Origin of the sequence: Candidatus Leptofilum sp. (assembly GCF_965223285.1) — a bacterium.
Taxonomy (GTDB): domain Bacteria; phylum Chloroflexota; class Anaerolineae; order Promineifilales; family Promineifilaceae; genus Leptofilum.
On sequence record NZ_OZ244997.1, the window covers coordinates 4,834,063 to 4,855,370 of the forward strand.

Genomic DNA, 21,308 nt, shown 5'->3' on the forward strand with positions numbered 1-21,308 from the left:
ATTGATTTAGGAAGAATATAAAAGTAAGGAGATAAATCAGCGTGCCTACGATTAATCAACTTGTTCGCAAGGGGCGTAAAGCCAGAGGTAAAAAGAGTACGGCTCCTGCCTTACAGTGGACATTCAACTCTTTTAAGCAGCGTCGGACGCGTCAACCTAAAGGTGCGCCGCAAAAACGTGGCGTTTGTACGCAAGTCAAAACCATGACACCTAAAAAGCCGAACTCGGCATTACGTAAGGTGGCCCGTGTACGTTTGACGAATGGCATTGAAGTAACGGCGTACATCCCTGGTGAAGGCCACAGCTTGCAGGACCACTCCGTTGTTTTAGTACGTGGTGGTCGTGTAAAAGATTTGCCCGGCGTTCGTTACCACATTGTTCGCGGTACGCTGGATGCAAGCGGTGTAGATAATCGCAAGCAAGGCCGTTCCAAATATGGAACAAAAACACCGAAATAGCTCGGTTTGTTAATTTACGGAGAGTTGCAAAATGCCAAGACGTGATCGTCCTGAAAAACGACAGGTAGAACCTGATTTGAAATATGGCAACACCCATGTTTCTATGTTTGTTAACCGTCTTATGTATGATGGCAAAAAGAGCACGGCCCAACGGGTGCTTTACGATAGCTTTGATTTGATTGAGCAGCGTGCTAAGAAACCTGCAATCGAGGTTTTTGAACAAGCTATCCAGAATGTGACACCTCAAATTGAGGTAAAACCCCGTCGAGTAGGGGGGTCTACCTACCAAGTACCCACGCCAATTGATAGTCGGCGCCAGCTTTCACTGGCAATGCGTTGGCTGCTGATGGCAGCTCGCAGCCGTGGTGGCCGCTCAATGGCAGAAAAACTAGCTAATGAGTTTATGGATGCTGCCACTAATCAGGGTGCTGCTGTGAAGCGTCGTGACGACACGCACCGTATGGCTGAGGCCAACCGGGCATTTTCGCATTTCCGCTTTTAAGGAAATTGGATACTAGAATATGAGTCGTTTGCAATTAGACCGCGTGCGGAATATCGGCATCATTGCACACATTGATGCTGGCAAAACTACCACGACAGAACGCATTCTGTATTATACCGGTGTGATCCATCGTATGGGTGAGGTTCATGATGGAACCGCCACGATGGATCATATGGTACAGGAGCAGGAGCGTGGTATTACGATTACGTCTGCGGCAACAACCACATTCTGGCTCGATCATCAAGTTAATATTATTGACACGCCGGGCCATATTGACTTCACTGCCGAAGTGCAGCGGAGTTTGCGCGTGCTGGATGGTGGTGTCGTTGTATTTGATGCAGTTGCTGGGGTAGAGCCACAGTCCGAGACGGTTTGGCGTCAGGCTGATGATTATAACGTGCCGCGCATCTGTTTTGTGAACAAGATGGATCGCACGGGTGCTGACTTTGTGCGCACGATTAGCATGATCCGGGATCGGTTGGGAGCAAATCCGATTGCTATTCAACTGCCAATTGGCTCAGAGGCAGATTTCCGGGGCATTATTGATTTGATCACGATGGAAGCGGCCGTTTGGGAAGATGATGATTTAGGTGCACAAGCGAAAATTGTTGAGATTCCCGAAGATTATCAAGCTAGAGCGGAAGAGGCTCGTCAAATTATCATTGAGCGGATTGTTGAAACTGATGATGAGTTGATGGAGCGGTACCTGGAAGGTGAGGAAATCACGACCGAAGAGCTGCGTGCAGCATTGCGCAATGCGACCGTTCAAAATCTGGTAACCCCTGTTTTGTGCGGAACCGCGTTGCGGAACAAGGGTATTCAGCGCGTATTGGATGCAGTTATTTACTACTTGCCTTCTCCACTGGACGTGCCGCCAATTACTGGCATAAATCCTTTCACTGAGCAAGAGGAAAAGCGGTCTCCTTCTGACGATGAACCGCTTTCTGCATTAGTGTTCAAGATTGTTACCGACCCTTACGTGGGAAAATTAGCCTATTTCCGCGTCTATTCTGGCGTATTGCGGACAGGTGATACGTTACAAAACACTACGAAGAATAAGAAAGAGCGGATCGGCCGTATCTTGCGTATGCATGCAGATCGGCGTGAAGATTTGAAAGAGGTTCACGCAGGTGATATTGCTGCCACATTAGGCATGAAAGTGACCTTCACGGGTGAGACCCTGTCTGCATCTAACCATCCAATTATTTTGGAATCTATTAAGTTCCCAGAACCGGTAATTAACTTGGCTATTGAGCCAAAAACGAATGCTGACCAGGATAAGATGGGCATTGCGCTTCGTGCATTGGCTGAAGAGGACCCAACTTTCCAGGTAAAAGTAGATGAGCAAACAGGCCAAACGATTTTGTCTGGCATGGGTGAATTGCACCTGGAAGTTTTGGTAGATCGAATGCTGCGTGAATTCAAGGTGGCAGCAAATGTTGGCCAGCCCCGTGTAGCTTACCGGGAAACCATTACGCGCACAGTAGATAAAGCAGAAGCTCGATTTGTGCGACAGTCTGGTGGCCGTGGGCAATTTGGTCATGTCGTTTTGCGGTTAGAACCTTTGGAACCTGGCTCAGGATTTATTTTTGAAAACGCAATAGTTGGTGGCGCAATTCCTAAAGAGTATATCAAGCCAGTAGAAGCTGGCGTTCAGGAAGCAATGGAGAGCGGGACGCTTGCTGGTTACCCCGTTGTAGACGTTAAGGTTACCTTGTATGACGGTTCATTCCATGAAGTAGACTCCTCGGAAATGGCTTTTAAGATTGCCGGCTCGATGGCCCTGAAAGAAGGTATGCAGCAAGGCCGTTCAATTTTGCTTGAGCCGATTATGGCAGTTGAAGTAGTGGCTCCTGAAGAGTATACCGGTGATGTGATTGGTAATATTTCATCTCGGCGCGGCATGATTGAAGGGATGGAGATGCGCTCCGAAGGTTTGCAGTCTATCAAAGCCAGGGTGCCGCTGGCTGAAATGTTTGGCTACGCTACGCGATTACGGTCGATGACCCAAGGTCGCGGTACGTTTACGATGGAATTTGAGCATTACGCGCCGGTTAGTGAAGAGATTGCCCAAGGTGTGATGAAAAGCGGCCGTTAATTTGAGAATTAGCGTAACAAACAGTAACACACAGCATTTGTTTACGATTTATTTAGCATAGAGGAAAGGGAAATTATGGCAAAAGAAAAATTTGTGCGCGAAAAACCACATGTGAACATAGGGACGATAGGTCACGTAGACCACGGCAAAACAACCCTGACAGCCGCAATCACCAAAACGCTGTCCCTGCAAGGGTTCGCCGACTTCTCCGCCTTCGACCAGATCGACAACGCTCCCGAAGAAAAAGCACGCGGGATCACGATCGCCATCTCCCATGTTGAATACGAAACCGAAAACCGGCACTACGCCCACGTCGACTGCCCCGGTCACCGCGACTACATCAAAAACATGATCACCGGTGCGGCTCAGATGGACGGTGCCATTCTCGTCGTCTCCGCTCCCGATGGCCCCATGCCCCAGACCCGCGAGCACGTCCTGCTGGCGCGTCAGGTAGAGGTGCCCGCCATCGTCATCTTCCTCAACAAGGTAGACATGATGGACGACGAAGAGCTGCTGGAACTGGTAGAGCTAGAGCTGCGCGAGCTGCTGGACACCTACGAATTTCCAGGGGATGAAACCCCTATCGTCCGTGGCAGTGCCCTGCAAGCCCTCGAATGCAGCAGCGACGACGTCAACGCCCCCGAGTATGCCCCCATCATGGAGCTGATGCGGGTGGTAGACGAATACATCCCCACCCCAGAACGTCAGACCGACAAGCCGTTCATGATGTCGGTTGAAGACGTCTTCTCCATCAAGGGACGCGGCACGGTTGTGACTGGACGAGTCGACCGCGGCACCCTCACCGCCAACACCGAAGTGGAGATCGTCGGTCTGGCCGAGAAGACCCGCAAAGTGACCGTCACCTCCATGGAGATGTTCCACAAGATACTGGACAAGGTAGAGGCAGGGGACAACGCTGGCTTGTTGCTGCGCGGTATCGGTCGGGATGAGATTGAGCGCGGCCAGGTGTTGGCCAAGCCAGGCAGCATCACGCCCCACACCGAGTTCATGAGCGAGGTGTATGTCTTGCGCAAGGACGAAGGTGGCCGACACAAGGCATTCTTCCCAGGCTATCGGCCGCAGTTCTACATCCACACGCTGGACGTGACGGGTGAGATAGCGTTGCCGGACGGGGTAGAGATGGTGATGCCAGGGGACAATGTGAACCTGCATGTGAAGTTGAGCAAGCCGGTGGCGTTGGAAGAGGGTGGTCGGTTTGCCATTCGGGAAGGTGGCTTGACCGTTGGCTCTGGTGTGATTACCAAAATCCTGAATTAGGATTGTAATAGAGGCGTTGAGATTGATTTAATGAAATCCAACGCCTCTACTTTCGAGGAAAGGTATGGCAAAGCAGAGAATTCGTATCCGGTTAAAAGCATATGACCATCGCGTGTTAGATCAATCTGCACGGCGTATTGTAGGTACGGCCGAACGTACCGGTGCTCGTGTGGTAGGGCCCGTGCCATTGCCAACACGTATTGAACGGTTTACCGTGCGTCGCAGCACGTTTATTGATAAAGATTCACACGAGCATTTTGAGATTCGGACGCACAAGCGGCTGATCGACGTGATCAACCCGGACTCAAAAACAATTGATACCCTGATGCGGCTCAATTTGCCGGCTGGGGTAGACATTGAGATTTCTATCTAAAACGGATCTCTGATCAAAGGATGATGCAGCAGAAGCCTGGTTGCTGACAGTCCTGGGAGGTTGAGGTGAAAGGATTACTAGGCAAAAAAGTAGGCATGGCTCAAGTTTTTGATGAGGCTGGTGTTGTGACACCTGTGACCATCGTTGAAGCTGGCCCATGTTTTGTGACGCAAATAAAAACTGAGGAGACTGACGGGTATACGGCCGTTCAACTCGGTTTTGAAGAAATTTCTGAAAAACGGTTAAGTAAAGGTCAGCAAGGGCACTTGGGCCGCTTGCAAAAGGGCAGAGGCCGTAAAAAGGGTCAAGACGTTCCAGCCTTGCGTCATCTGCGTGAATTCCGTACTAAGGATGCTTCTGATTACGCAGTAGGCCAAACATTGACTGTTGAGCAATTTGAAATTGGCGAACGCGTTGACGTGACTGGCAAAACCAAAGGCAAAGGGTTTGCTGGTGTTGTCAAGCGGCATGGTTTTGGCGGTGGCATCAAAACACATGGCCAATCTGACCGCTGGCGTGCCCCTGGCTCTATCGGAGCCACCTCTGGTAATTCTCGCGTATTTAAAGGCAAGAAGATGCCAGGTCGGATGGGGAACGATATGCTCACTGCCCAAAATCTAGAAGTAATGCGTATTGATACAGAGCGGAACTTGTTGGCCATTAAAGGGTCTGTGCCTGGTGCCAAAGGTGCGCTCGTTGTTATTCGGAAAGCTGCAAAAGGCTAGCGGAGGCGTTGTGATGAAAGTTTCAGTTTTCAACAGTGCTGGCAAGGAAGTTAACAGCGTAGACCTTCCGGCTAGCATATTTGAAGCAAAAATTAATCGTGATCTAATGCACCAGGCGTTGGTACGCCAGCTGGCTAATGCTCGCCTGGGAACACATAAGGCACAAGGGCGTTCAGAAGTAAGCCGCACCGGTGCTAAAGCATATCGGCAAAAAGGTACGGGTAATGCCCGTCATGGCAGCAAACGTGCCCCCATTTTTGTGGGCGGTGGTGTTGCCCACGGCCCTTTGCCCCGAAAATATACCAAGCAAATGCCCCGAAAAATGCGGCGGGCTGCTCTACGGTCTGCCTTGAGCGCAAAAGCCGGGAGCGAAGACATTATCTTGGTTGAAGACCTGGTTTTGGATGCTCCTAAGACCCGGGACATGAAGGCCATTGTAGACACATTGGTAGAAGGGGAAAGCGCATTAGTTCTGTTACCAGGCCGTAATGAGAATATAGAAAAATCATCCCGAAATTTGGCCGATGTGAAGACGTTACACGCAAATTACTTGAACATTCGTGACCTGCTAGGGTACGACAAAATTGTAATGCCACTGGCTGCTTTGGATGTTATTGCCAACTACCTTGGTGATGAAGAATCTTTTGATGAAATTGAAGAAGCTGGGGAGGAAGCATAATCATGCAGATACATTGGCGTGAAATTATTCGTCGCCCGGTAGTGACCGAGAAAAGTAGCTACATGGTTGACTTCAACAACCAGTACACGTTTGTCGTGCACTCGCGGGCCAACAAAATGCAGATTAAGCAGGCTGTTGAGCTGGCATACCCAGAAGTTTCCGTAGAAAAGGTTCGGGTAGCAAACATGCCCGCCAAGCGGGCACGTCGTTTTCGACGAGTAACCCAGCGTAAGGCAGGTTGGAAAAAAGCTGTTGTTACGCTTGCACCTGGGGATACGATTCCACTGTTTGAGGGTGTGTAGCGTTTAAGTTTTGAGCAGGGATGAGGGCATTTGCTTATCAGGGTTTGTTCCTCGAAGGTCAAAATGCCTGTAGCCCGTCTCTGGAGGACATATGCCAATTAAAGTATTTAAGCCCACGTCGCCGGGTCGCCGTGACATGAGTGGGCAAACCTTTGAAGAGGTTACCCGGATTGGCCCGGAACGTAGCCTGACAAAAGGTTTGAGAAAACAAGGTGGCCGTAACTTTCGAGGGAAGATCACCATCCGACATCGGGGTGGTGGACATAAACGTCGTTATCGCCAGATTGATTTTAAGCGGCGCGACAAGTTTGGAATTCCGGCACGCGTAAGTTCAATCGAATATGATCCCAACCGATCTGCTCGCATTGCGCTGTTGGTTTATGCAGACGGCGAGAAGCGGTACATTATTGCGCCGCTTGGGTTGCGCGTTGGCGATGATGTCATGAGTGGCCCAGAGGCTGAGATTCGGCCGGGGAACGCGCTTCCTTTACAAAACATTCCACTTGGTACCCAAGTTCATAACATTGAGCTGCAAGTTGGGCGTGGTGCGCAGATGGTTCGTTCTGCTGGGACTTCTGCACAGCTTTTGGCAAAAGACCATCCGCGCTATGTAACGTTGCGTTTGCCGTCTGGCGAGGAGCGTTATGTGCCACAGGAATGTTTGGCAACAATTGGTCAGGTTGGGAATGTGGAGCATGGCAATGTGAAGCTGGGTAAAGCTGGGCGTAAGCGCCATATGGGTATTCGGCCTGGTGTGCGCGGCTCAGCCATGAACCCGAATGACCATCCGCACGGCGGTGGTGAAGGTCGTTCGCCAATTGGTATGGCTGCACCAAAGACGCCTTGGGGTCAGCCGGCGCAGGGTAGACGAACTCGTCGGAATAAGGCAACGGATAAGTTCATTTTCCGTCGTCGCAGCAAGAAGCGTCGGTAGGAGGTAGATTAGGATATGTCTCGTTCACTTAAGAAAGGGCCGTACATTAGCCCGAAGTTATTGAAGAAGGTTGAAGTGCTGAATGATTCCAGAAAGCGCGAGGTGATTCGTACCTGGTCTCGGTCTAGCACGGTTTTCCCGCAGATGGTAGGCCATACGATTGCTGTTTATGATGGCCGTCGCCATATTCCGATTTACATCACGGAAAACATGGTGGGGCATAAGTTGGGTGAGTTTGCCCCCACGCGGACGTTCCGTGGTCATATCAGCAAAGCTGAGAAGAGGGGGCGTTAGTGATTATGGCTGAAGCATTCGAGATTAAGGCAAAGCTGCGGTATTTGCAGATTACGCCACAGAAGGTTCGGCTGGTGGTTGATGCGGTACGTGGTAAGGGGGCGCAGGAGGCTCTGGATATTTTGAGCTTTATGCCCCAACGTGCTGCTGACCCTGTTTATAAGCTGATTGCCTCGGCCGTGGCGAATGCAGAGCAGAATTTTGGTTTGGAAGCTGATGAGCTGTATATAAGCCAGATTTTTGCAGATGATGGCCCGCGCCATCGTAAAGCTCCTTATGGTGGGCGGTTTGCTGGACGCGGCCGTTTTCGGCCAATTATTAAGCGGTCATCCCATGTGACAGTGGTTCTTGCTGAACGGGATGTGGTTGAGTACGGTGATTAAGTTTGCTGTTAGGACTGGCGGTGTGAATGCTGCTGGTGGTATGGAGGATTAATCTTGGGACGCAAAGTACATCCTGTGGGATTCCGTTTAAAAGCTATTCGTGATTGGAACACGCGCTGGTTTGCTGAAGGCAAACAGTATGAAGAGCGACTGCATGAGGATTTTGCTATTCGCAAACTCATTATGAAGGAGCTGCCTTCGGCGGGTATTTCTCTTTTGGAGATTGAACGATTCCCGAATCAGGTTCAGGTAACAATTCATACAGCACGTCCGGGTATCGTCATTGGCCGGAAAGGTGCTTCTGTTAAAGATCTACGCGGCAAGCTGCGGCAGCTAACGGAGAAATCTGTTCGGGTTGAGGTGGAAGAGATTTCTCAGCCAGATACAGATGCTCAGTTAATTGCTGAGAATGTTGCCGGGCAGCTAGAGCGTCGTATTTCTCATAGTCGTGCGATGAAGCGGGCGATTCAGCAAGCCATGCGCCAGGGTGTGGAGGGTATCCGCATTGAGGTGAGCGGCCGTTTGGGTGGCTCTGAAATGGCTCGTAAAGAGAAGCTGTGGGACGGTCGTGTGCCGCGAAACACGATTCGGGCTGATTTGCAATATGGGTTTGCTGAGGCTTTGACAACTTTCGGCCGTATCGGTGTGAAGGTTTGGGTCTACAAGGGTGAAATCCTGCCACAAAAGACCGAATTTGAAGCCACGGATGTCTATATTAGTGAGTAGAAATAACGTCTGGAGAAGGTTGCATTCTTTCCAGAGTTTGAACGGAGTTTGAGCTATGTTAATGCCTAAACGAGCAAAATACCGTAAGCAGTTCCGCGGCCGTATGCGTGGAAAGGCGAAGGGCGGTACTGATTTGCAGAATGGTGAATTCGGTATCCAAGCATTGGAGCCGGGTTGGATTACCAGTCGGCAGATCGAAGCCATTCGTCGTGTCGTTGTGCGCCACAACAAGCGGCGTGGTAAGTATTGGATTCGGATTTTTCCTGACAAGCCCGTAACTGCGAAACCCGCCGAAACCCGCATGGGTAAAGGTAAGGGGTCGGTTGACCATTACGTGGCCGTTGTGAAACCAGGACGGATTATTTTTGAGGTTGCCGGTGTGCCTGAAGAGTCGGCACGGGAAGCACTGCGCCTGGCAAGCTACAAGCTGCCGATTAAAACGCAGATTGTCTCGCGGGAGGATCGGTTGTAATGGCAAATATTGTTGAATTACGCGAAATGAGTGACGCCAAGCTGGAAGAGATGCTGGAAAACGGCCGTGAAGAGATGTTTAATTTGCGGTTTCAGCAGGCTTCAGCTCAGCTTGAGGATTATTCTCGTATTAAAACAGTGCGTCGTGAGATTGCCCAACTGGAAACCGTGTTGAATATGCGCCAGTTGGCAGTGGAAACGGCCGTTGCCGACGAAACCATTGCCGCTGCTTTGGCTGGTAAAGCGTGGGAAGGCACTGCTCGCTTCAGCTATGAAGAGAGTGGTTGGCAAGTCACCTTCAGTGATGAGAGCGGCAATGAGCTAGCAACTGCCCTGGTGAACTTAAACAAGAAACGGCCGCAAAGCCGTCGTCAAGCAAAAAAGCATGCACAGCCCCAGCGCATTGTTTCCGCTGAGGTAGCAGGGTAGGTGAACCATGAGAGAGCAACGTAAACGATTAAAAGGCATTGTGACCAGCGACAAGATGGACAAAACTGTTGTTGTTGCTGTAACCACAACCAAACGCCACCCAATTTACGGCAAAGTCATGCGGCTCGTAAAAAAATATAAAGCTCATGATGAATCAAATGATTGTCGTGAAGGGGATCGCGTAGAAATTATTGAATCCCAACCCATCAGCCGTCATAAGCGATGGTCAGTTGTCTCCGTTTTGGAGCGAGCAAAATAAGAGGACTGCATCATGATTCAAAAAGAAAGTCGTTTGAATGTCGCAGACAATTCTGGCGCTCGGGAACTTCTGGTTATTCAGGTAATGGGTGGGTCCATTCGCCGCTATGGCAGCGTGGGCGACTTGGTAACGGCCACCGTTAAAAAAGCGGTTCCTAATTCCAACGTGAAGAAGGGAACCATTGTGAAAGCTGTGATTGTGCGAACCAAAAAAGAGTACAAGCGTGATGATGGCAGCTATATTCGTTTTGATGACAATGCGGCCGTTATTGTAGACCCGGATAGCAAGAACCCGGTGGGCACCCGTATTTTTGGTCCCGTGGCGCGTGAATTACGCCCGGCAGGTTACAGCCGCATCATGTCGCTTGCACCAGAGGTATTGTGAGGTAGCCATGCGTATTAAAGTTGGAGATGAAGTAGAAGTTGTTTCGGGCAACTATAAAGGCACACGGGGAACCGTGCAGCGGGTTTTGCCCAAAGAAAACCGCGTTGTGGTTGCTGGCGTCAACATGGTTAAAAAGCACCAGCGACCTCGGCCAACAGGCGGCCGTACTCAGGCACAGGGTGGCATTATTGAATTTGAAGCTCCCATAAGTGCTTCCAATGTGATGCTGGTTTGCCCAGAAACTGGTGAACCAACCCGCGTTGGCATTCGCCGTGATGAAGAAGGAAACCGCGTTCGTTACTCTAAAAAGAGCGGGAATCCAATTAGTTAACTATTTTATTGATACCGTCGGTGAGCCAGGTGGCCCTAATACGCGATTTGAAAAAGATGCGTAGGCTAGCCTGCCACTCAGCTCGGAGGTAAATTGTGTTTACACCACTTAAAGAGCAGTACAAAGACGAAGTGGTACCAACTTTGATGAAAGAGTTTAATTATCGAAGTGTGATGCAGGTACCACGAATTAAAAAAGTTGTGGTGAATGTCGGTTTAGGTGAAGCCTTGGATAATGCCAAAGCGATTGAATTTGCCGTAAACGACATCACTGCCATTACTGGCCAAAAGCCAGTATTAACAAAAGCAAAAAATTCAATTGCAGGCTTCAAATTGCGTGAAGGACGCGTTATCGGTTTGAAGGTAACGCTGCGTGGTGAGCGAATGTGGTCTTTTTTGACTCGTTTGATTCACGTTGCACTTCCTCGTACACGAGACTTCCAGGGAATTTCGCCAGATTCCTTTGATGGACGAGGTAACTATACTTTGGGCCTGCGCGAACAGTTGATTTTTCCTGAGATTGATTACGATCGAATCGACAAGATTCGCGGTATGGAAGTAAGCATTGTGACTACTGCCCAGCAAGACGAAGAAGGGCGGCGTTTATTATCGATGATGGGCATGCCCTTCTGGGAGAATTAGTATGGCTAAAAAATCAATGGTTGCACGGGAATCTAACCGTAAGTACAAGGTACGGGTTCGTAATCGCTGTAAGTTATGCGGGCGTCCTCGCGGATATATTCGCCGTTTTGGACTTTGCCGTATTTGTTTTCGTGAGCAGGCGTTGCAGGGCAACATCCCTGGCGTAGTCAAATCGAGCTGGTAGAGGTGGTGTATTATGTCAATGAGTGATCCAATTGCCGATATGTTGACACGCATTCGCAATGCCCAAATGCGCGAGCATAAGACGGTGTCTATGCCGCATTCTAATGTAAAGGCAGCGATTGCAGAAGTGTTGCAAAAAGAAGGTTATATTCAAGCGTTCAAGGTGTTGCCAGAAAAACCGCAAGCGGTTTTACAGGTGACCTTGAAGTATGTCGGTGGTCGGCGAGATCGTCGTTCGGTAATTACTGGACTGGAACGTATTAGTCGTCCTGGCCGCCGAGTATATGTTGGTAAAGGTGATATTCCTTGGGTGTTGAGTGGTATGGGGGTTTCCATTGTTACCACGTCCAAAGGAATTATGACTGGGCAGCAGGCCCGTCGCCTGGGTGTTGGCGGCGAAGTGCTCTGTAAGGTCTGGTAGTCGGAGGGATTATTATGTCTCGCATTGGCAAGGCTCCCATTACTATTCCAAGTGGGGTGCAAATTGAAGTGAAAGGCGGCTCTGTAAATGTTAAAGGGCCCAAAGGTAAGTTGACCCAGATTGTTCATCCAGATATGCAATTTGAGCAGGAAGATGGGGTATTTACGGTCAAACGGCCGTCTGACTCCCGTCAACATCGTTCTTTGCATGGGCTGACACGTGCGCTCATTAACAACATGGTTTTGGGTGTTAGCAATGGCTTTACCAAAATCCTGGACATCGAAGGCGTTGGCTATCGTGCCGAAATGGATGGACAGACGCTGGTTTTGAACGTGGGCTATTCCCATCCAGTTCGGTTTGATCCGCCTCAGGATGTTTCTTTTGCTGTTGAGAACCGGGGCAAAATGATTACTGTTTCTGGCATTGACAAGCAAGTTGTTGGTGAAATTTCTGCGGTTATTCGCAAACAGCGCCCCCCGGAACCATATAAAGGGAAGGGCATTCGCTACAGAGGTGAATACGTTCGCCGTAAAGCTGGTAAAGCCGGTAAGGTTTAATTAAGAGGTTGTTGCAATGGCTATTAAATCAAGAATTGCACGTAAACGGCGTCATCGCCGTATTCGGAACAGAATATCAGGAACGGCCGAACGGCCGCGTTTAAACGTTTTTCGCAGCCTGGATCATATTTATGCTCAGGTAATTGATGATGTTGCTGGCAAAACCCTTGCTTCGGCATCGACAGTGGACAAAGAACTGCGTGGCGAAATGGCCGGAAAGCCTAAAAAAGAACAGGCAACGATGGTAGGCAAAGCAGTTGCAGAACGTGCCAAAGCGGCTGGGGTTTCAACGGTTTTGTTTGATCGGGGTGGTTATTTGTATCACGGCCGTATTCAAGCATTAGCTAACGGTGCCCGCGAAGGTGGCCTCGATTTCTAAAGAAAGTTCAGACCACTAATGGTCTGTGGAACTGTAAGCGCTGCGAAATGATGAAATGAATAACGCAGCAGGATGGAGATGGAGATGGGTCAAAGACGACAAAATTTTGAACAAGAATATGATGAGCGCATCATTGATATTACCCGTGTTGCCAAGGTAGTGAAAGGTGGTCGTCGGTTTGCTTTTCGCGTAACCGTTGTGGTTGGCGATAACAAGGGGCGGGTAAGCGTTGGCGTTGGTAAGGCACGTTCTGTACCAGACGCTATTCGCAAAGCGTTGGATGCAGCGCGCAAATCGCTCACCGAGGTACCGATTGTAGGCAGTACCGTTCCCCATGAAATTATTGGTGTGCATGGTGCGGCTCGCGTATTGCTCAAACCAGCTTCCCCAGGTACCGGGGTCATTGCTGGGGGTGGCGTGCGTGCCGTTATTGAAGCTGCTGGATACAAAGACATTTTGTCTAAATCATTGGGCAGTGCGAATGCTTTAAACGTTTTACAAGCAACCATGAACGGTTTGCGTAATCTGAAGAGCGTTCACGAGGTTGCCTCCGATCGTGGTAAGGATGTGTCTGAGGTTACCCCGTTTTGGAGTCGGGACTAATGGCTAAATTACGCATTACGTATTCGAAAAGTTCAATTGGTTATAAGAAGGATCAGAAAGGCACCATTCGCGCGCTTGGGTTTACCAAGCTGAATCAAACGGTTGAACATGAAGATACGGCCGTTATTCGCGGCATGGTCAATAAAGTCAGTCATCTAGTGACTGTGGAAGAGGTAAAATAAAATGAAATTACACGATCTGCGCCCAAATGAAGGCAAAAAGAAAAAGCGCAAGCGAGTGGGTCGTGGTATCTCTGCCGGGCAAGGTAAAACTGCCGGTCGTGGTACCAAGGGTCAAGGCGCTCGCAGCGGTGGTGGTAAAGGCATCTATTTTGAAGGTGGCCAGTTACCTTTGGCTCGTCGTTTGCCTTACAAACGTGGGTTTACCAACATCAATAAGGTTTACTACAAGCCAGTTAATCTGAAAAGCCTAGCTGAGTTTGACTTTGACGGTGTGGAAGTAACCCCAGAAGTCATGTCTGCCATTGGTCTAATCAAAAAACCGACAGACCCAGTTGTGGTATTGGGTGATGGTGATTTGGATGTTGCTTTGACGGTAAAGGCCCATCGTTTTTCCGCGACTGCTAAAGAAAAAATTGAGGCAGCTGGCGGTACGATCGAGGTACTCCCCCTGGCATAGCGTTTGCTAGAGGGTTTTTAACTCTCCGATGACGCCAATTTTTGGAGGAAAATCATGATCGAATCAGTCAGAGCAGCCTTTTCATTACCAGATTTACGTCGCCGTATTCTTTTTACGGTGTTTATCTTGGTAATCTACCGTTTGGTAGCCAATATCCCCGTTCCGGGCGTTAACTTAGCAGCATGGTTGAATTTTACTGCTTCGAGTAATCAGCTTGTGAACTTCTTAGACTTGCTGTCTGGGGGTGCTGTTCGGAATTTTTCTGTGATGGCAATGGGAGTTTATCCTTATATTACAGCCTCAATTATCATCCAGCTACTTACGCCAATTGTTCCGCAATTGCAGGAAATGGATTCAGAAGGTGAGTCTGGCCGGAATCGCAAGAATCGCATCACATATTACCTAACTGTGCCCCTTTCGTTGTTGCAGGCTATCGGCCAAATTCGGCTGATTGGGTTTAGCATTGGCGTGGGCGGTGCTGATGGGTTAGCACAAATAATGCCCAATTTTGGTTTTGCCCCAGAGCAACTGTTGCCGACTTTTACAACGTTGCTTGCTATGTTGGGTGGTACCATGTTTGCCATATGGATGGGTGAACTCATTACCGAAGATGGTATTGGTCAAGGTATCTCACTCATCATTTTTGGTGGTATTGTGGCCCAGATTTTGCCTGGCGTGGCGGGATTGTTCCAGCTAGATGAAACGACCACACGTATCTTCACGATTGCTGCGTTCCTGATTATTACTATTCTCACCATTTTTGTCATTGTGATTGTTCAAGAAGGGCAGAGGCGAATACCTGTGCAATACGGCCGTCGTGTGCGCGGCCGCAAAGTGTACCAGGGACAGAGCAGCTACGTACCGCTAAAGGTGAACACAGCGGGCATGATCCCGATCATTTTTGCCCAGTCGATTCTTATTTTTCCATCGGTTCTGGCCGGTATTTTTATTACTGGCAATGGTGGGTTTGTAGACACGGTAGCAACGGCCGTTAGTCGTTTTGGTAATGCAGACCCCACAGTAGCACCCGTCGGGTTCACAATTTACTGGCTATCTTTCTTCATTTTGGTTGTAGGCTTTACTTTTTTCTACACAGATGTGATGGTTCGCCAGCAAAACATTCCACAAACCTTGCAGCGGCAAGGTGGGTTTATTCCTGGTATTCGTCCCGGTAAACGCACTGAAGAGTACATTACCAAAGTTGTGCGCCGTATTACCCTTGCAGGTGCTGTTTTTCTAGGGACTGTCTCAATCTTGCCTGGCATCATGAGCGTCATTGGCGTCATCTTGAACATTCCAGGCATTGAGCAGAGTACCTTAGTTGTTAATGGAGCTGGTTTGATCATTGTCGTCGGTGTTGTGATTGACACCATGCGGCAGCTTGAATCTCAACTGCTCATGCGTCAATACGAGGGCTTCATCTAATGAAAACCTTTGTTGTGTTAATGGGAGCACCTGGTGCTGGTAAAGGCACACAGGCAAAAAAGCTGGAAGCAGCGTTGGGCTTGCCACAGGTCGCAACAGGCGACCTTTTCCGTGCAAACTTGAAAAACAATACTGAGCTTGGTCAACTGGCCCGCACTTATATGGATAAAGGCGAATTGGTTCCCGATGAGGTGACCGTTGCTATGGTGCGCGATCGTTTATCAAAACCAGATTGTGAACAGGGAGCCATTTTGGATGGTTTTCCAAGAACAACTGCCCAAGCAGAAGCTCTAGATACGCTCTTGGGTGATTTTTCGGCTAAGATTGCCGTCGTGCCCTTTATAAACGTGAATCAAGACTTATTGGTTGAGCGTTTGGTAAAACGGGCCGAGATTGAAGGACGGGCTGACGATAACGTGGAAACGATTCGAGTACGTATGCAAGTGTATCATTCTGAAACGGCTCCCTTGCTTGATTACTACGACAAAAAGGGCCTGCTTGTGAAAATCAATGGCGAACAAACCATCGAACAAGTCACGGCCGATCTAACCGAAGTTGTACGGAATGTGATGTAGCAATTTCTGGACAGAAATGCCGTTTGATGGCAAAATAGTAGATTGCTTTGAATGCAAGCTGAAACTACTATTTTCTCTAAAATTTTTACCAGAAATGAGTAAATACGGGAACGCCGAAAATCAGCAGAGCGATTTTCCCGCTTTTACTTCTAGAATAAGCTGAACAGGGTTACTTAGAGTAAGCTGTTTGAGGAGCTAAAGATGAAAGTATCAGCGTCTGTAAAACGTCGTTGCCCAAAGTGCAAAATTATTAAGCGGAAAGGTGTTGTGCGCGTCATTTGTGTTGATCCAAATCACAAACAGCGCCAAGGCTAACCATTGTGTTGCGTCAGTGAAGGCTGGTGCAAGATTATCTCGTAAGGATTTTTTGGAGGAATTATGGCACGTATTGCTGGTGTAGACATTCCCCGTAATAAGCGGGTAGAAATTAGTCTAACGTATATCTATGGCATTGGTAAAACCACCAGCCGAAAAATTCTGGACAAAGCAGGTGTTGATCCTAACACGCGCGTACAGGATTTATCTGAAAGTGAAGTAACGCAGCTGCGCCAAATTATTGACAATGATCTGGTCGTTGAAGGTGATTTGCGACGTGAGGTCGCTATGAACATTAAACGCCTGACTGAGATTGGCTGCTACCGTGGTCTGCGACATCGTCGTCATTTGCCTGTACGTGGGCAGCGGACAAAGACAAATGCCCGTTCCCGTAAGGGGCCTAAGAAAACAGTTGCGGGCCGTGGTCGTCGTAAGGGCAAGTAAGATTTAGCAGATTTATATTTGATGGGCTGGTTGAGAAATGGCTTCAGCTCGTTAGGTTTTAGGAGACGGAATGGGACGTAGAAGACAGTCACAGACACGTAAAAAAGCAAAGCGCATGGTGCCGCAGGGGCAAGCACATATTTTTGCCACCTTCAACAATACCATCGTGACCATCACCGACATGGCTGGGAACACAATCGCCTGGTCTAGTGCAGGTAATTCTGGTTTTAAAGGGTCGCGCAAAAGCACCCCTTATGCTGCGCGTCTCGCGGCGCAAAGTGCTGCCCGTACGGCACAAGAAAGCGGCATGCAAGAGATGGATATTATCGTTAAAGGACCTGGCCCAGGTCGTGAGCAAGCCATTCGTTCTTTGCAGGCTTCGGGTATTCAGATAAAAAGTATTCGTGACATTACACCGGTACCTCACAATGGGTGCCGCCCAAAAAAGAAGCGTCGCGTTTAATATTTGTAAGTTATCCTGCTCAATTGGGTAATAAAATCACCCAATTGAGCGGGCTTTTCCAACGTCAATTCGATTGACATTTACAGTTTATTGGTTTTCTGAGAGGGATGAAGGGGTGTGCCACACCTGTAAACCTCTCGTTTTAGCTTGATTACGGAGGTTAAGTTGGCAAGGTATACTGGTCCAGTATGTAAGCTTTGTCGCCGTGAAGGTGAGAAGCTATTTTTGAAGGGGTCTCGTTGTTTGACTCCTAAGTGCTCTTTTGAGCGTCGTTCTTACCCCCCAGGGGAGCATGGTCGCGATAACCAATTCCGCCGAGGACGCGCATCTGACTATTTGTTGCAGCTACGCGAGAAGCAAAAGGCTCGCCGTATTTACGGCGTGATGGAACGTCAGTTCAGCCGTTACTTTCGTCGGGCAACTCAGCGTGTGGGTCTAACAGGTACTAATTTGCTGGTGCTGTTGGAAACGCGCTTGGACAATGTTGTTTACCGTCTTGGTTGGGCAGATTCTCGCGCCCAGGCTCGGCAGCTAGTGCAGCATGGTCATGTTACATTGAACGGCCGTAAAACAAGCGTGCCGTCTGCCTTAGTATCTCCTGGTGATTCTGTAGGAATCCGCAACGAAAGCATGAAGAATAATTACTTCAAGGTTTTGCGCGAAGATTTGGATGATCGCCAGGTTCCACGCTGGTTGTCTTTGGATACCAGAAACGTGTCTGCAAACATTTTGAACTTACCTGCTCGTGATGATATTGATGTTTCCATCAATGAGCAGCTTGTTGTTGAATATTACTCCCGGCGGTAATTGACCGTCCCAAACCGGCTGTTCCGTGTAAAAAGCAATGCCGGGAAGAGAAACGAATTGGAACAGCAAAACAGAAAATAGTTTCTGTAATAGCATAGGGAGGTATGTACGTTGGCTATTAGTAACCTTATACTGCCTAAAATCGAAAGCACCGCGATGTCGCGTGAATACGGCCGTTTTATCTTGGGTCCGTTAGAAAGAGGGTACGGCACAACCTTGGGCAACGCTCTGCGCCGCGTCTTGCTTGCATCATTGCCAGGGGCTGCCATTACATCTATTCGCGTCACTGATGTGCCGCATGAATTTTCGGCCATTGAATATGTGCGCGAAGATATGATGCAGTTGATTCTGCACATCAAACAACTTCGCTTGAAGCTGCACGGCACCGATACGGCCCGCTTGCGTTTGGAAGTTCACGGTGCAGGTACCGTAACGGCCGCAGATATTCAAACGCCGCCAGAGGTTGAAATTATCAATCCGGATTTGTATCTGTTCACGGTTGATTCCGATGATGCCTTTTTGGAAATTGAAATGACTGCTGAAACAGGGCGTGGCTATTCTCCTGCAGAAGAACGCGGCCGTTTGCCTATTGGTGAACTGCCAGTAGACGCCATTTTTAGCCCTATTCGGCGCGTTGGGTATGAAGTGCAAAAAACGCGTGTGGGTCAAGCCGCCGATTATGATCGGGTTGTCATGCAAATTTGGACAGATGGCACCATCAAGCCAGAAGAATCATTGGCACAATCTGCGCAGATTATGATGCAATATCTGCGACCGATTGCTGGCGTTAGTGAAGAAACCTTCTTGCCTGTTGAAGAGGAAGAAGAGGAAGAGGGAGCCATCCCGAACGAGATTTACGACACGCCGATTGAGCAGCTTGATTTGAGCGTCCGAGTCTTTAACTCGTTGAAGCGTACTGGCATCACCAAAGTAGGTGAAATGCTGGATATGCTGGAACGGGGTGAAGAAACAATGCTTGCCATTCGCAACTTTGGCGAGAAATCTTTGGATGAATTGAAAGATCAGCTGCGGGCCAAAGGTTTTTTGAAAGATGAAGAAGGAGAAACGGCCGCTGTTTAGCAACGGCCGTTCCCATAAACGAGGTAAACAACATGCGACACAGAGTAAGCGGTCGTAGATTGGGTCGAGATAGTGCACATCGCAAAGCATTACGCCGCAATATGATTGCGGAACTGCTCGTCCATGAACAAATATTGACCACAGAAGCAAAAGCAAGAATGCTGCGTCCGGCGGCAGAAAAAATCATTACCCTGGCCAAACGCGGACTTGCCAAAGATGATCCAGCACAGGCCGTACATGCACGCCGCTTAGCGGCAGCACGCATTGCCCGTTTTCGTTTGGGTGAAGATGAAGATGGCAATGTGGGTGAGATAGACGTCGTTAGAAAGCTATTTGACGACATTGCTCCCCGTTACGCAGACCGGCCCGGTGGGTATACGCGCATGGTGAAGATTGGCAAACGCTCAGGCGATAATGCCGATATGGCCATGATTATGCTCGTTGATGAGGAGTAATGCTTGCGGACTTATGCTGCTCTGATTGCCTACGATGGCACAGAGTATCATGGCTTCCAGCGGCAGGTTGAAACCCAACCCACCGTACAAAGCACCGTCGAAAATGCCTTGAGTCGGCTAGCCCGCCAACCCGTTACAGTGCTTGGCTCTGGCAGAACAGACAGCGGCGTACATGCAGTTGGGCAGGTCATCACATTTTCTCTGGCTTGGCAACATCATGATGAGGATTTGCATCGCGCACTAAATGCTAATTTGCCAGAGGATATTGCAATTTTACAACTAAAACAGGTACCATCATCCTTTCATCCCAGGTATGATGCACAGCGTCGGACATACGAGTATACGATTTACAATGACCCGATAAGAAACCCAATAAAAAGGAATTTTAGCTGGCATGTATACAAATATCTGGATGAAGAAAAAATGAATCAGGCTGCCAAATCATTGTTGGGTACACACAACTTCGCTACATTTGGCCAGCCACCGCAAGGCAATAACTATGTGCGTGAGCTTTTTTTGGCCAAATGGACTCGGTCTGGTTCCGATTTAACCTTTCGGGTTGAAGCAAACGCTTTCTTATATCGAATGGTTCGCAGCATTGTTGGCAGCTTAAAACTGGTGGGTGACGGTACCTGGACTATTAAAGAGTTTGTGCGGGCTTTTAAAGCCGAAAATCGCCATGAATGCGGAACGGTAGCCCCCCCACAAGGTCTTTGTCTTGTTTCTATAACGTATAAAAACCTGAGCTGGTTGGATTGATCAGCTTAGATGTAGGAGAAAGCGGCATGAAAACGTTCATCACAAAACCAGCCGAGGTTGAACGCCAATGGTTTATTGTGGATGCTCAGGGCCAAACATTGGGCCGATTGGCATCGCGCATTGCCACAGTATTGCGTGGCAAACATAAACCCGGATTTTCCCCTTCGGTGGACTGCGGCGATTATGTTATTGTAATCAATGCAGAAAAAATTCATGTAACGGGTCGTCGGATGGATCAGAAGGTGTATTATCGTCACTCTGGTTATCCAGGTGGTCTTACAGAAATTACGCTGCGTGAGCAGTTAGAAAAATTCCCAACGCGTCCGGTTGAACTGGCTGTCAAGGGTATGCTGCCCAAAAATAAATTGGGTCGTAAAATGCTGAAAAAATTGAAAGTTTATGTGGGTGAAGCGCATCCGCATCAGGCACAGCAGCCTGTTCCAATGGAACTGTAGGAGATTGATTGAGATGGCAGAAGAATCAAGACAATATTACGAAGGAATTGGCCGCCGTAAACGTGCATCTGCACGCGTTCGCGTAATTCTTGACGAAGAAGCTACCGGCAACTTTGTGGTTAACGGCAAAGATGTAAAGGATTTTTTCCCGCGTTTTGGCGATTACCTGACGTTGACTGGCCCATTGAACGACACCGATCTGATGGGCAAGGCAGATGTGAGCGTACACATTAACGGTGGTGGCATTACTGGCCAAACAGGGGCAGTCCGTTTGGGCTTGGCGCGTGCTTTGGTTAAGTATGATGAAAATCTGCGCGGTGCACTTCGCGCTGGTGGTCACTTAACCCGTGATGCACGCATTAAAGAGCGTAAGAAACCAGGTTTGAAGCGTGCGCGCAAGGCACCAACCTACACCAAGCGTTAATTTGGCTGGTTGATTTTAATAATGTTTTAGAAAAGGCGAGAGATTTCTCTCGTCTTT

General features: G+C 48.9%; 36 protein-coding genes. All 36 read left to right on the forward strand.

Annotation, left to right across the window (positions count from 1 at the left end):
* The first annotated feature begins 41 nt into the window (after window positions 1-41).
* The 36 genes from rpsL to rpsI all read left to right on the forward strand — a co-directional run bounded on the left by rpsL (window position 42) and on the right by rpsI (window position 21,251).
* The gene (rpsL, locus tag ACOQPU_RS21720) at window positions 42-458 is read left to right on the forward strand and encodes a 30S ribosomal protein S12 (protein ID WP_420641933.1); all 417 of its coding nucleotides are present in this window, start codon (window positions 42-44) and stop codon (window positions 456-458) included.
* Window positions 459-489: 31 nt separating this feature from the next.
* Window positions 490-960: a 30S ribosomal protein S7 gene (gene rpsG / locus ACOQPU_RS21725; protein WP_420641934.1), complete on the forward strand. Its 471-nt coding sequence runs from the start codon at window positions 490-492 to the stop codon at window positions 958-960.
* A gap of 19 nt (window positions 961-979) precedes the next feature.
* Complete coding sequence (gene fusA / locus ACOQPU_RS21730) at window positions 980-3,058, forward strand: elongation factor G (RefSeq protein ID WP_420641935.1); 2,079 nt, start codon at window positions 980-982, stop codon at window positions 3,056-3,058.
* A gap of 75 nt (window positions 3,059-3,133) precedes the next feature.
* Complete coding sequence (gene tuf / locus ACOQPU_RS21735) at window positions 3,134-4,336, forward strand: elongation factor Tu (RefSeq protein ID WP_420641936.1); 1,203 nt, start codon at window positions 3,134-3,136, stop codon at window positions 4,334-4,336.
* A 64-nt stretch (window positions 4,337-4,400) separates the two neighbouring features.
* Window positions 4,401-4,709, forward strand: coding sequence for a 30S ribosomal protein S10 (gene rpsJ, locus ACOQPU_RS21740; RefSeq protein WP_420627246.1), 309 nt, complete (start codon window positions 4,401-4,403; stop codon window positions 4,707-4,709).
* 65 nt (window positions 4,710-4,774) lie between these two features.
* Window positions 4,775-5,434 carry a 50S ribosomal protein L3 gene (gene rplC / locus ACOQPU_RS21745; protein WP_420641937.1) on the forward strand — a complete coding sequence of 220 codons (660 nt, stop codon included), beginning with the start codon at window positions 4,775-4,777 and terminating at the stop codon, window positions 5,432-5,434.
* A gap of 13 nt (window positions 5,435-5,447) precedes the next feature.
* Window positions 5,448-6,113 carry a 50S ribosomal protein L4 gene (gene rplD / locus ACOQPU_RS21750; protein ID WP_420641938.1) on the forward strand — a complete coding sequence of 222 codons (666 nt, stop codon included), beginning with the start codon at window positions 5,448-5,450 and terminating at the stop codon, window positions 6,111-6,113.
* A 2-nt stretch (window positions 6,114-6,115) separates the two neighbouring features.
* Window positions 6,116-6,415, forward strand: a complete 300-nt coding sequence (rplW, locus tag ACOQPU_RS21755) for a 50S ribosomal protein L23 (RefSeq protein ID WP_420641939.1) — start codon at window positions 6,116-6,118, stop codon at window positions 6,413-6,415.
* A gap of 91 nt (window positions 6,416-6,506) precedes the next feature.
* A complete protein-coding gene (gene rplB, locus ACOQPU_RS21760; RefSeq protein ID WP_420641940.1) occupies window positions 6,507-7,349 on the forward strand; it encodes a 50S ribosomal protein L2 in 843 nt (280 codons plus the stop codon).
* Window positions 7,350-7,364: 15 nt separating this feature from the next.
* On the forward strand, window positions 7,365-7,643 hold the full coding sequence (gene rpsS, locus ACOQPU_RS21765) for a 30S ribosomal protein S19 (RefSeq protein ID WP_420641941.1): 279 nt from the start codon (window positions 7,365-7,367) through the stop codon (window positions 7,641-7,643).
* 5 nt (window positions 7,644-7,648) lie between these two features.
* The gene (gene rplV, locus ACOQPU_RS21770) at window positions 7,649-8,026 is read left to right on the forward strand and encodes a 50S ribosomal protein L22 (protein ID WP_420641942.1); all 378 of its coding nucleotides are present in this window, start codon (window positions 7,649-7,651) and stop codon (window positions 8,024-8,026) included.
* A gap of 54 nt (window positions 8,027-8,080) precedes the next feature.
* Window positions 8,081-8,752 (forward strand): 30S ribosomal protein S3, encoded by a 672-nt coding sequence (rpsC, locus tag ACOQPU_RS21775; protein WP_420641943.1) that lies wholly within the window; start codon window positions 8,081-8,083, stop codon window positions 8,750-8,752.
* A gap of 55 nt (window positions 8,753-8,807) precedes the next feature.
* Entirely contained in the window at window positions 8,808-9,224 is a 417-nt protein-coding gene (gene rplP / locus ACOQPU_RS21780) for a 50S ribosomal protein L16 (protein WP_420641944.1), read from the forward strand.
* Window positions 9,224-9,652, forward strand: coding sequence for a 50S ribosomal protein L29 (gene rpmC, locus ACOQPU_RS21785; RefSeq protein WP_420641945.1), 429 nt, complete (start codon window positions 9,224-9,226; stop codon window positions 9,650-9,652). Before rplP ends, rpmC begins: the two co-directional genes overlap by 1 nt.
* A 7-nt stretch (window positions 9,653-9,659) precedes the next feature.
* Window positions 9,660-9,911, forward strand: coding sequence for a 30S ribosomal protein S17 (gene rpsQ, locus ACOQPU_RS21790; protein ID WP_420641946.1), 252 nt, complete (start codon window positions 9,660-9,662; stop codon window positions 9,909-9,911).
* A gap of 12 nt (window positions 9,912-9,923) precedes the next feature.
* Entirely contained in the window at window positions 9,924-10,295 is a 372-nt protein-coding gene (gene rplN, locus ACOQPU_RS21795; protein ID WP_420641947.1) for a 50S ribosomal protein L14, read from the forward strand.
* A 7-nt stretch (window positions 10,296-10,302) separates the two neighbouring features.
* Window positions 10,303-10,626, forward strand: coding sequence for a 50S ribosomal protein L24 (rplX, locus tag ACOQPU_RS21800; RefSeq protein WP_420641948.1), 324 nt, complete (start codon window positions 10,303-10,305; stop codon window positions 10,624-10,626).
* 95 nt (window positions 10,627-10,721) lie between these two features.
* Entirely contained in the window at window positions 10,722-11,267 is a 546-nt protein-coding gene (rplE, locus tag ACOQPU_RS21805) for a 50S ribosomal protein L5 (RefSeq protein WP_420641949.1), read from the forward strand.
* 1 nt (window position 11,268) lies between these two features.
* Window positions 11,269-11,451, forward strand: a complete 183-nt coding sequence (locus ACOQPU_RS21810) for a type Z 30S ribosomal protein S14 (RefSeq protein WP_420641950.1) — start codon at window positions 11,269-11,271, stop codon at window positions 11,449-11,451.
* Between the two features lie 12 nt (window positions 11,452-11,463).
* Window positions 11,464-11,871, forward strand: a complete 408-nt coding sequence (gene rpsH / locus ACOQPU_RS21815) for a 30S ribosomal protein S8 (RefSeq protein WP_420641951.1) — start codon at window positions 11,464-11,466, stop codon at window positions 11,869-11,871.
* A 14-nt stretch (window positions 11,872-11,885) separates the two neighbouring features.
* Window positions 11,886-12,428 carry a 50S ribosomal protein L6 gene (gene rplF, locus ACOQPU_RS21820; RefSeq protein WP_420641952.1) on the forward strand — a complete coding sequence of 181 codons (543 nt, stop codon included), beginning with the start codon at window positions 11,886-11,888 and terminating at the stop codon, window positions 12,426-12,428.
* A gap of 16 nt (window positions 12,429-12,444) precedes the next feature.
* Complete coding sequence (gene rplR, locus ACOQPU_RS21825; protein WP_420641953.1) at window positions 12,445-12,807, forward strand: 50S ribosomal protein L18; 363 nt, start codon at window positions 12,445-12,447, stop codon at window positions 12,805-12,807.
* 78 nt (window positions 12,808-12,885) lie between these two features.
* Window positions 12,886-13,410, forward strand: coding sequence for a 30S ribosomal protein S5 (gene rpsE / locus ACOQPU_RS21830; RefSeq protein ID WP_420641954.1), 525 nt, complete (start codon window positions 12,886-12,888; stop codon window positions 13,408-13,410).
* Window positions 13,410-13,592: a 50S ribosomal protein L30 gene (gene rpmD / locus ACOQPU_RS21835; RefSeq protein WP_420641955.1), complete on the forward strand. Its 183-nt coding sequence runs from the start codon at window positions 13,410-13,412 to the stop codon at window positions 13,590-13,592. Before rpsE ends, rpmD begins: the two co-directional genes overlap by 1 nt.
* 1 nt (window position 13,593) lies before the next feature.
* Window positions 13,594-14,049, forward strand: a complete 456-nt coding sequence (gene rplO, locus ACOQPU_RS21840; RefSeq protein WP_420641956.1) for a 50S ribosomal protein L15 — start codon at window positions 13,594-13,596, stop codon at window positions 14,047-14,049.
* 54 nt (window positions 14,050-14,103) lie between these two features.
* Window positions 14,104-15,474 carry a preprotein translocase subunit SecY gene (secY, locus tag ACOQPU_RS21845; protein ID WP_420641957.1) on the forward strand — a complete coding sequence of 457 codons (1,371 nt, stop codon included), beginning with the start codon at window positions 14,104-14,106 and terminating at the stop codon, window positions 15,472-15,474.
* Window positions 15,474-16,049, forward strand: coding sequence for an adenylate kinase (locus ACOQPU_RS21850; RefSeq protein ID WP_420641958.1), 576 nt, complete (start codon window positions 15,474-15,476; stop codon window positions 16,047-16,049). The genes secY and ACOQPU_RS21850 overlap by 1 nt, the downstream gene beginning before the upstream one ends.
* Window positions 16,050-16,250: 201 nt before the next feature.
* A complete protein-coding gene (gene rpmJ, locus ACOQPU_RS21855; RefSeq protein WP_420627268.1) occupies window positions 16,251-16,364 on the forward strand; it encodes a 50S ribosomal protein L36 in 114 nt (37 codons plus the stop codon).
* Window positions 16,365-16,427: 63 nt separating this feature from the next.
* Window positions 16,428-16,808, forward strand: coding sequence for a 30S ribosomal protein S13 (gene rpsM, locus ACOQPU_RS21860; protein WP_420641959.1), 381 nt, complete (start codon window positions 16,428-16,430; stop codon window positions 16,806-16,808).
* Window positions 16,809-16,878: 70 nt separating this feature from the next.
* The gene (gene rpsK, locus ACOQPU_RS21865; RefSeq protein WP_420641960.1) at window positions 16,879-17,271 is read left to right on the forward strand and encodes a 30S ribosomal protein S11; all 393 of its coding nucleotides are present in this window, start codon (window positions 16,879-16,881) and stop codon (window positions 17,269-17,271) included.
* A gap of 165 nt (window positions 17,272-17,436) precedes the next feature.
* Window positions 17,437-18,078: a 30S ribosomal protein S4 gene (rpsD, locus tag ACOQPU_RS21870; protein ID WP_420641961.1), complete on the forward strand. Its 642-nt coding sequence runs from the start codon at window positions 17,437-17,439 to the stop codon at window positions 18,076-18,078.
* 111 nt (window positions 18,079-18,189) lie between these two features.
* Complete coding sequence (locus tag ACOQPU_RS21875) at window positions 18,190-19,158, forward strand: DNA-directed RNA polymerase subunit alpha (protein WP_420641962.1); 969 nt, start codon at window positions 18,190-18,192, stop codon at window positions 19,156-19,158.
* A 32-nt stretch (window positions 19,159-19,190) separates the two neighbouring features.
* Window positions 19,191-19,613, forward strand: coding sequence for a 50S ribosomal protein L17 (gene rplQ, locus ACOQPU_RS21880; protein WP_420641963.1), 423 nt, complete (start codon window positions 19,191-19,193; stop codon window positions 19,611-19,613).
* 3 nt (window positions 19,614-19,616) lie between these two features.
* Entirely contained in the window at window positions 19,617-20,372 is a 756-nt protein-coding gene (truA, locus tag ACOQPU_RS21885) for a tRNA pseudouridine(38-40) synthase TruA (RefSeq protein WP_420641964.1), read from the forward strand.
* Window positions 20,373-20,398: 26 nt separating this feature from the next.
* Window positions 20,399-20,827 carry a 50S ribosomal protein L13 gene (gene rplM, locus ACOQPU_RS21890; protein WP_420641965.1) on the forward strand — a complete coding sequence of 143 codons (429 nt, stop codon included), beginning with the start codon at window positions 20,399-20,401 and terminating at the stop codon, window positions 20,825-20,827.
* A gap of 13 nt (window positions 20,828-20,840) precedes the next feature.
* Complete coding sequence (gene rpsI / locus ACOQPU_RS21895; protein ID WP_420641966.1) at window positions 20,841-21,251, forward strand: 30S ribosomal protein S9; 411 nt, start codon at window positions 20,841-20,843, stop codon at window positions 21,249-21,251.
* The last annotated feature ends 57 nt before the right edge of the window (window positions 21,252-21,308 follow it).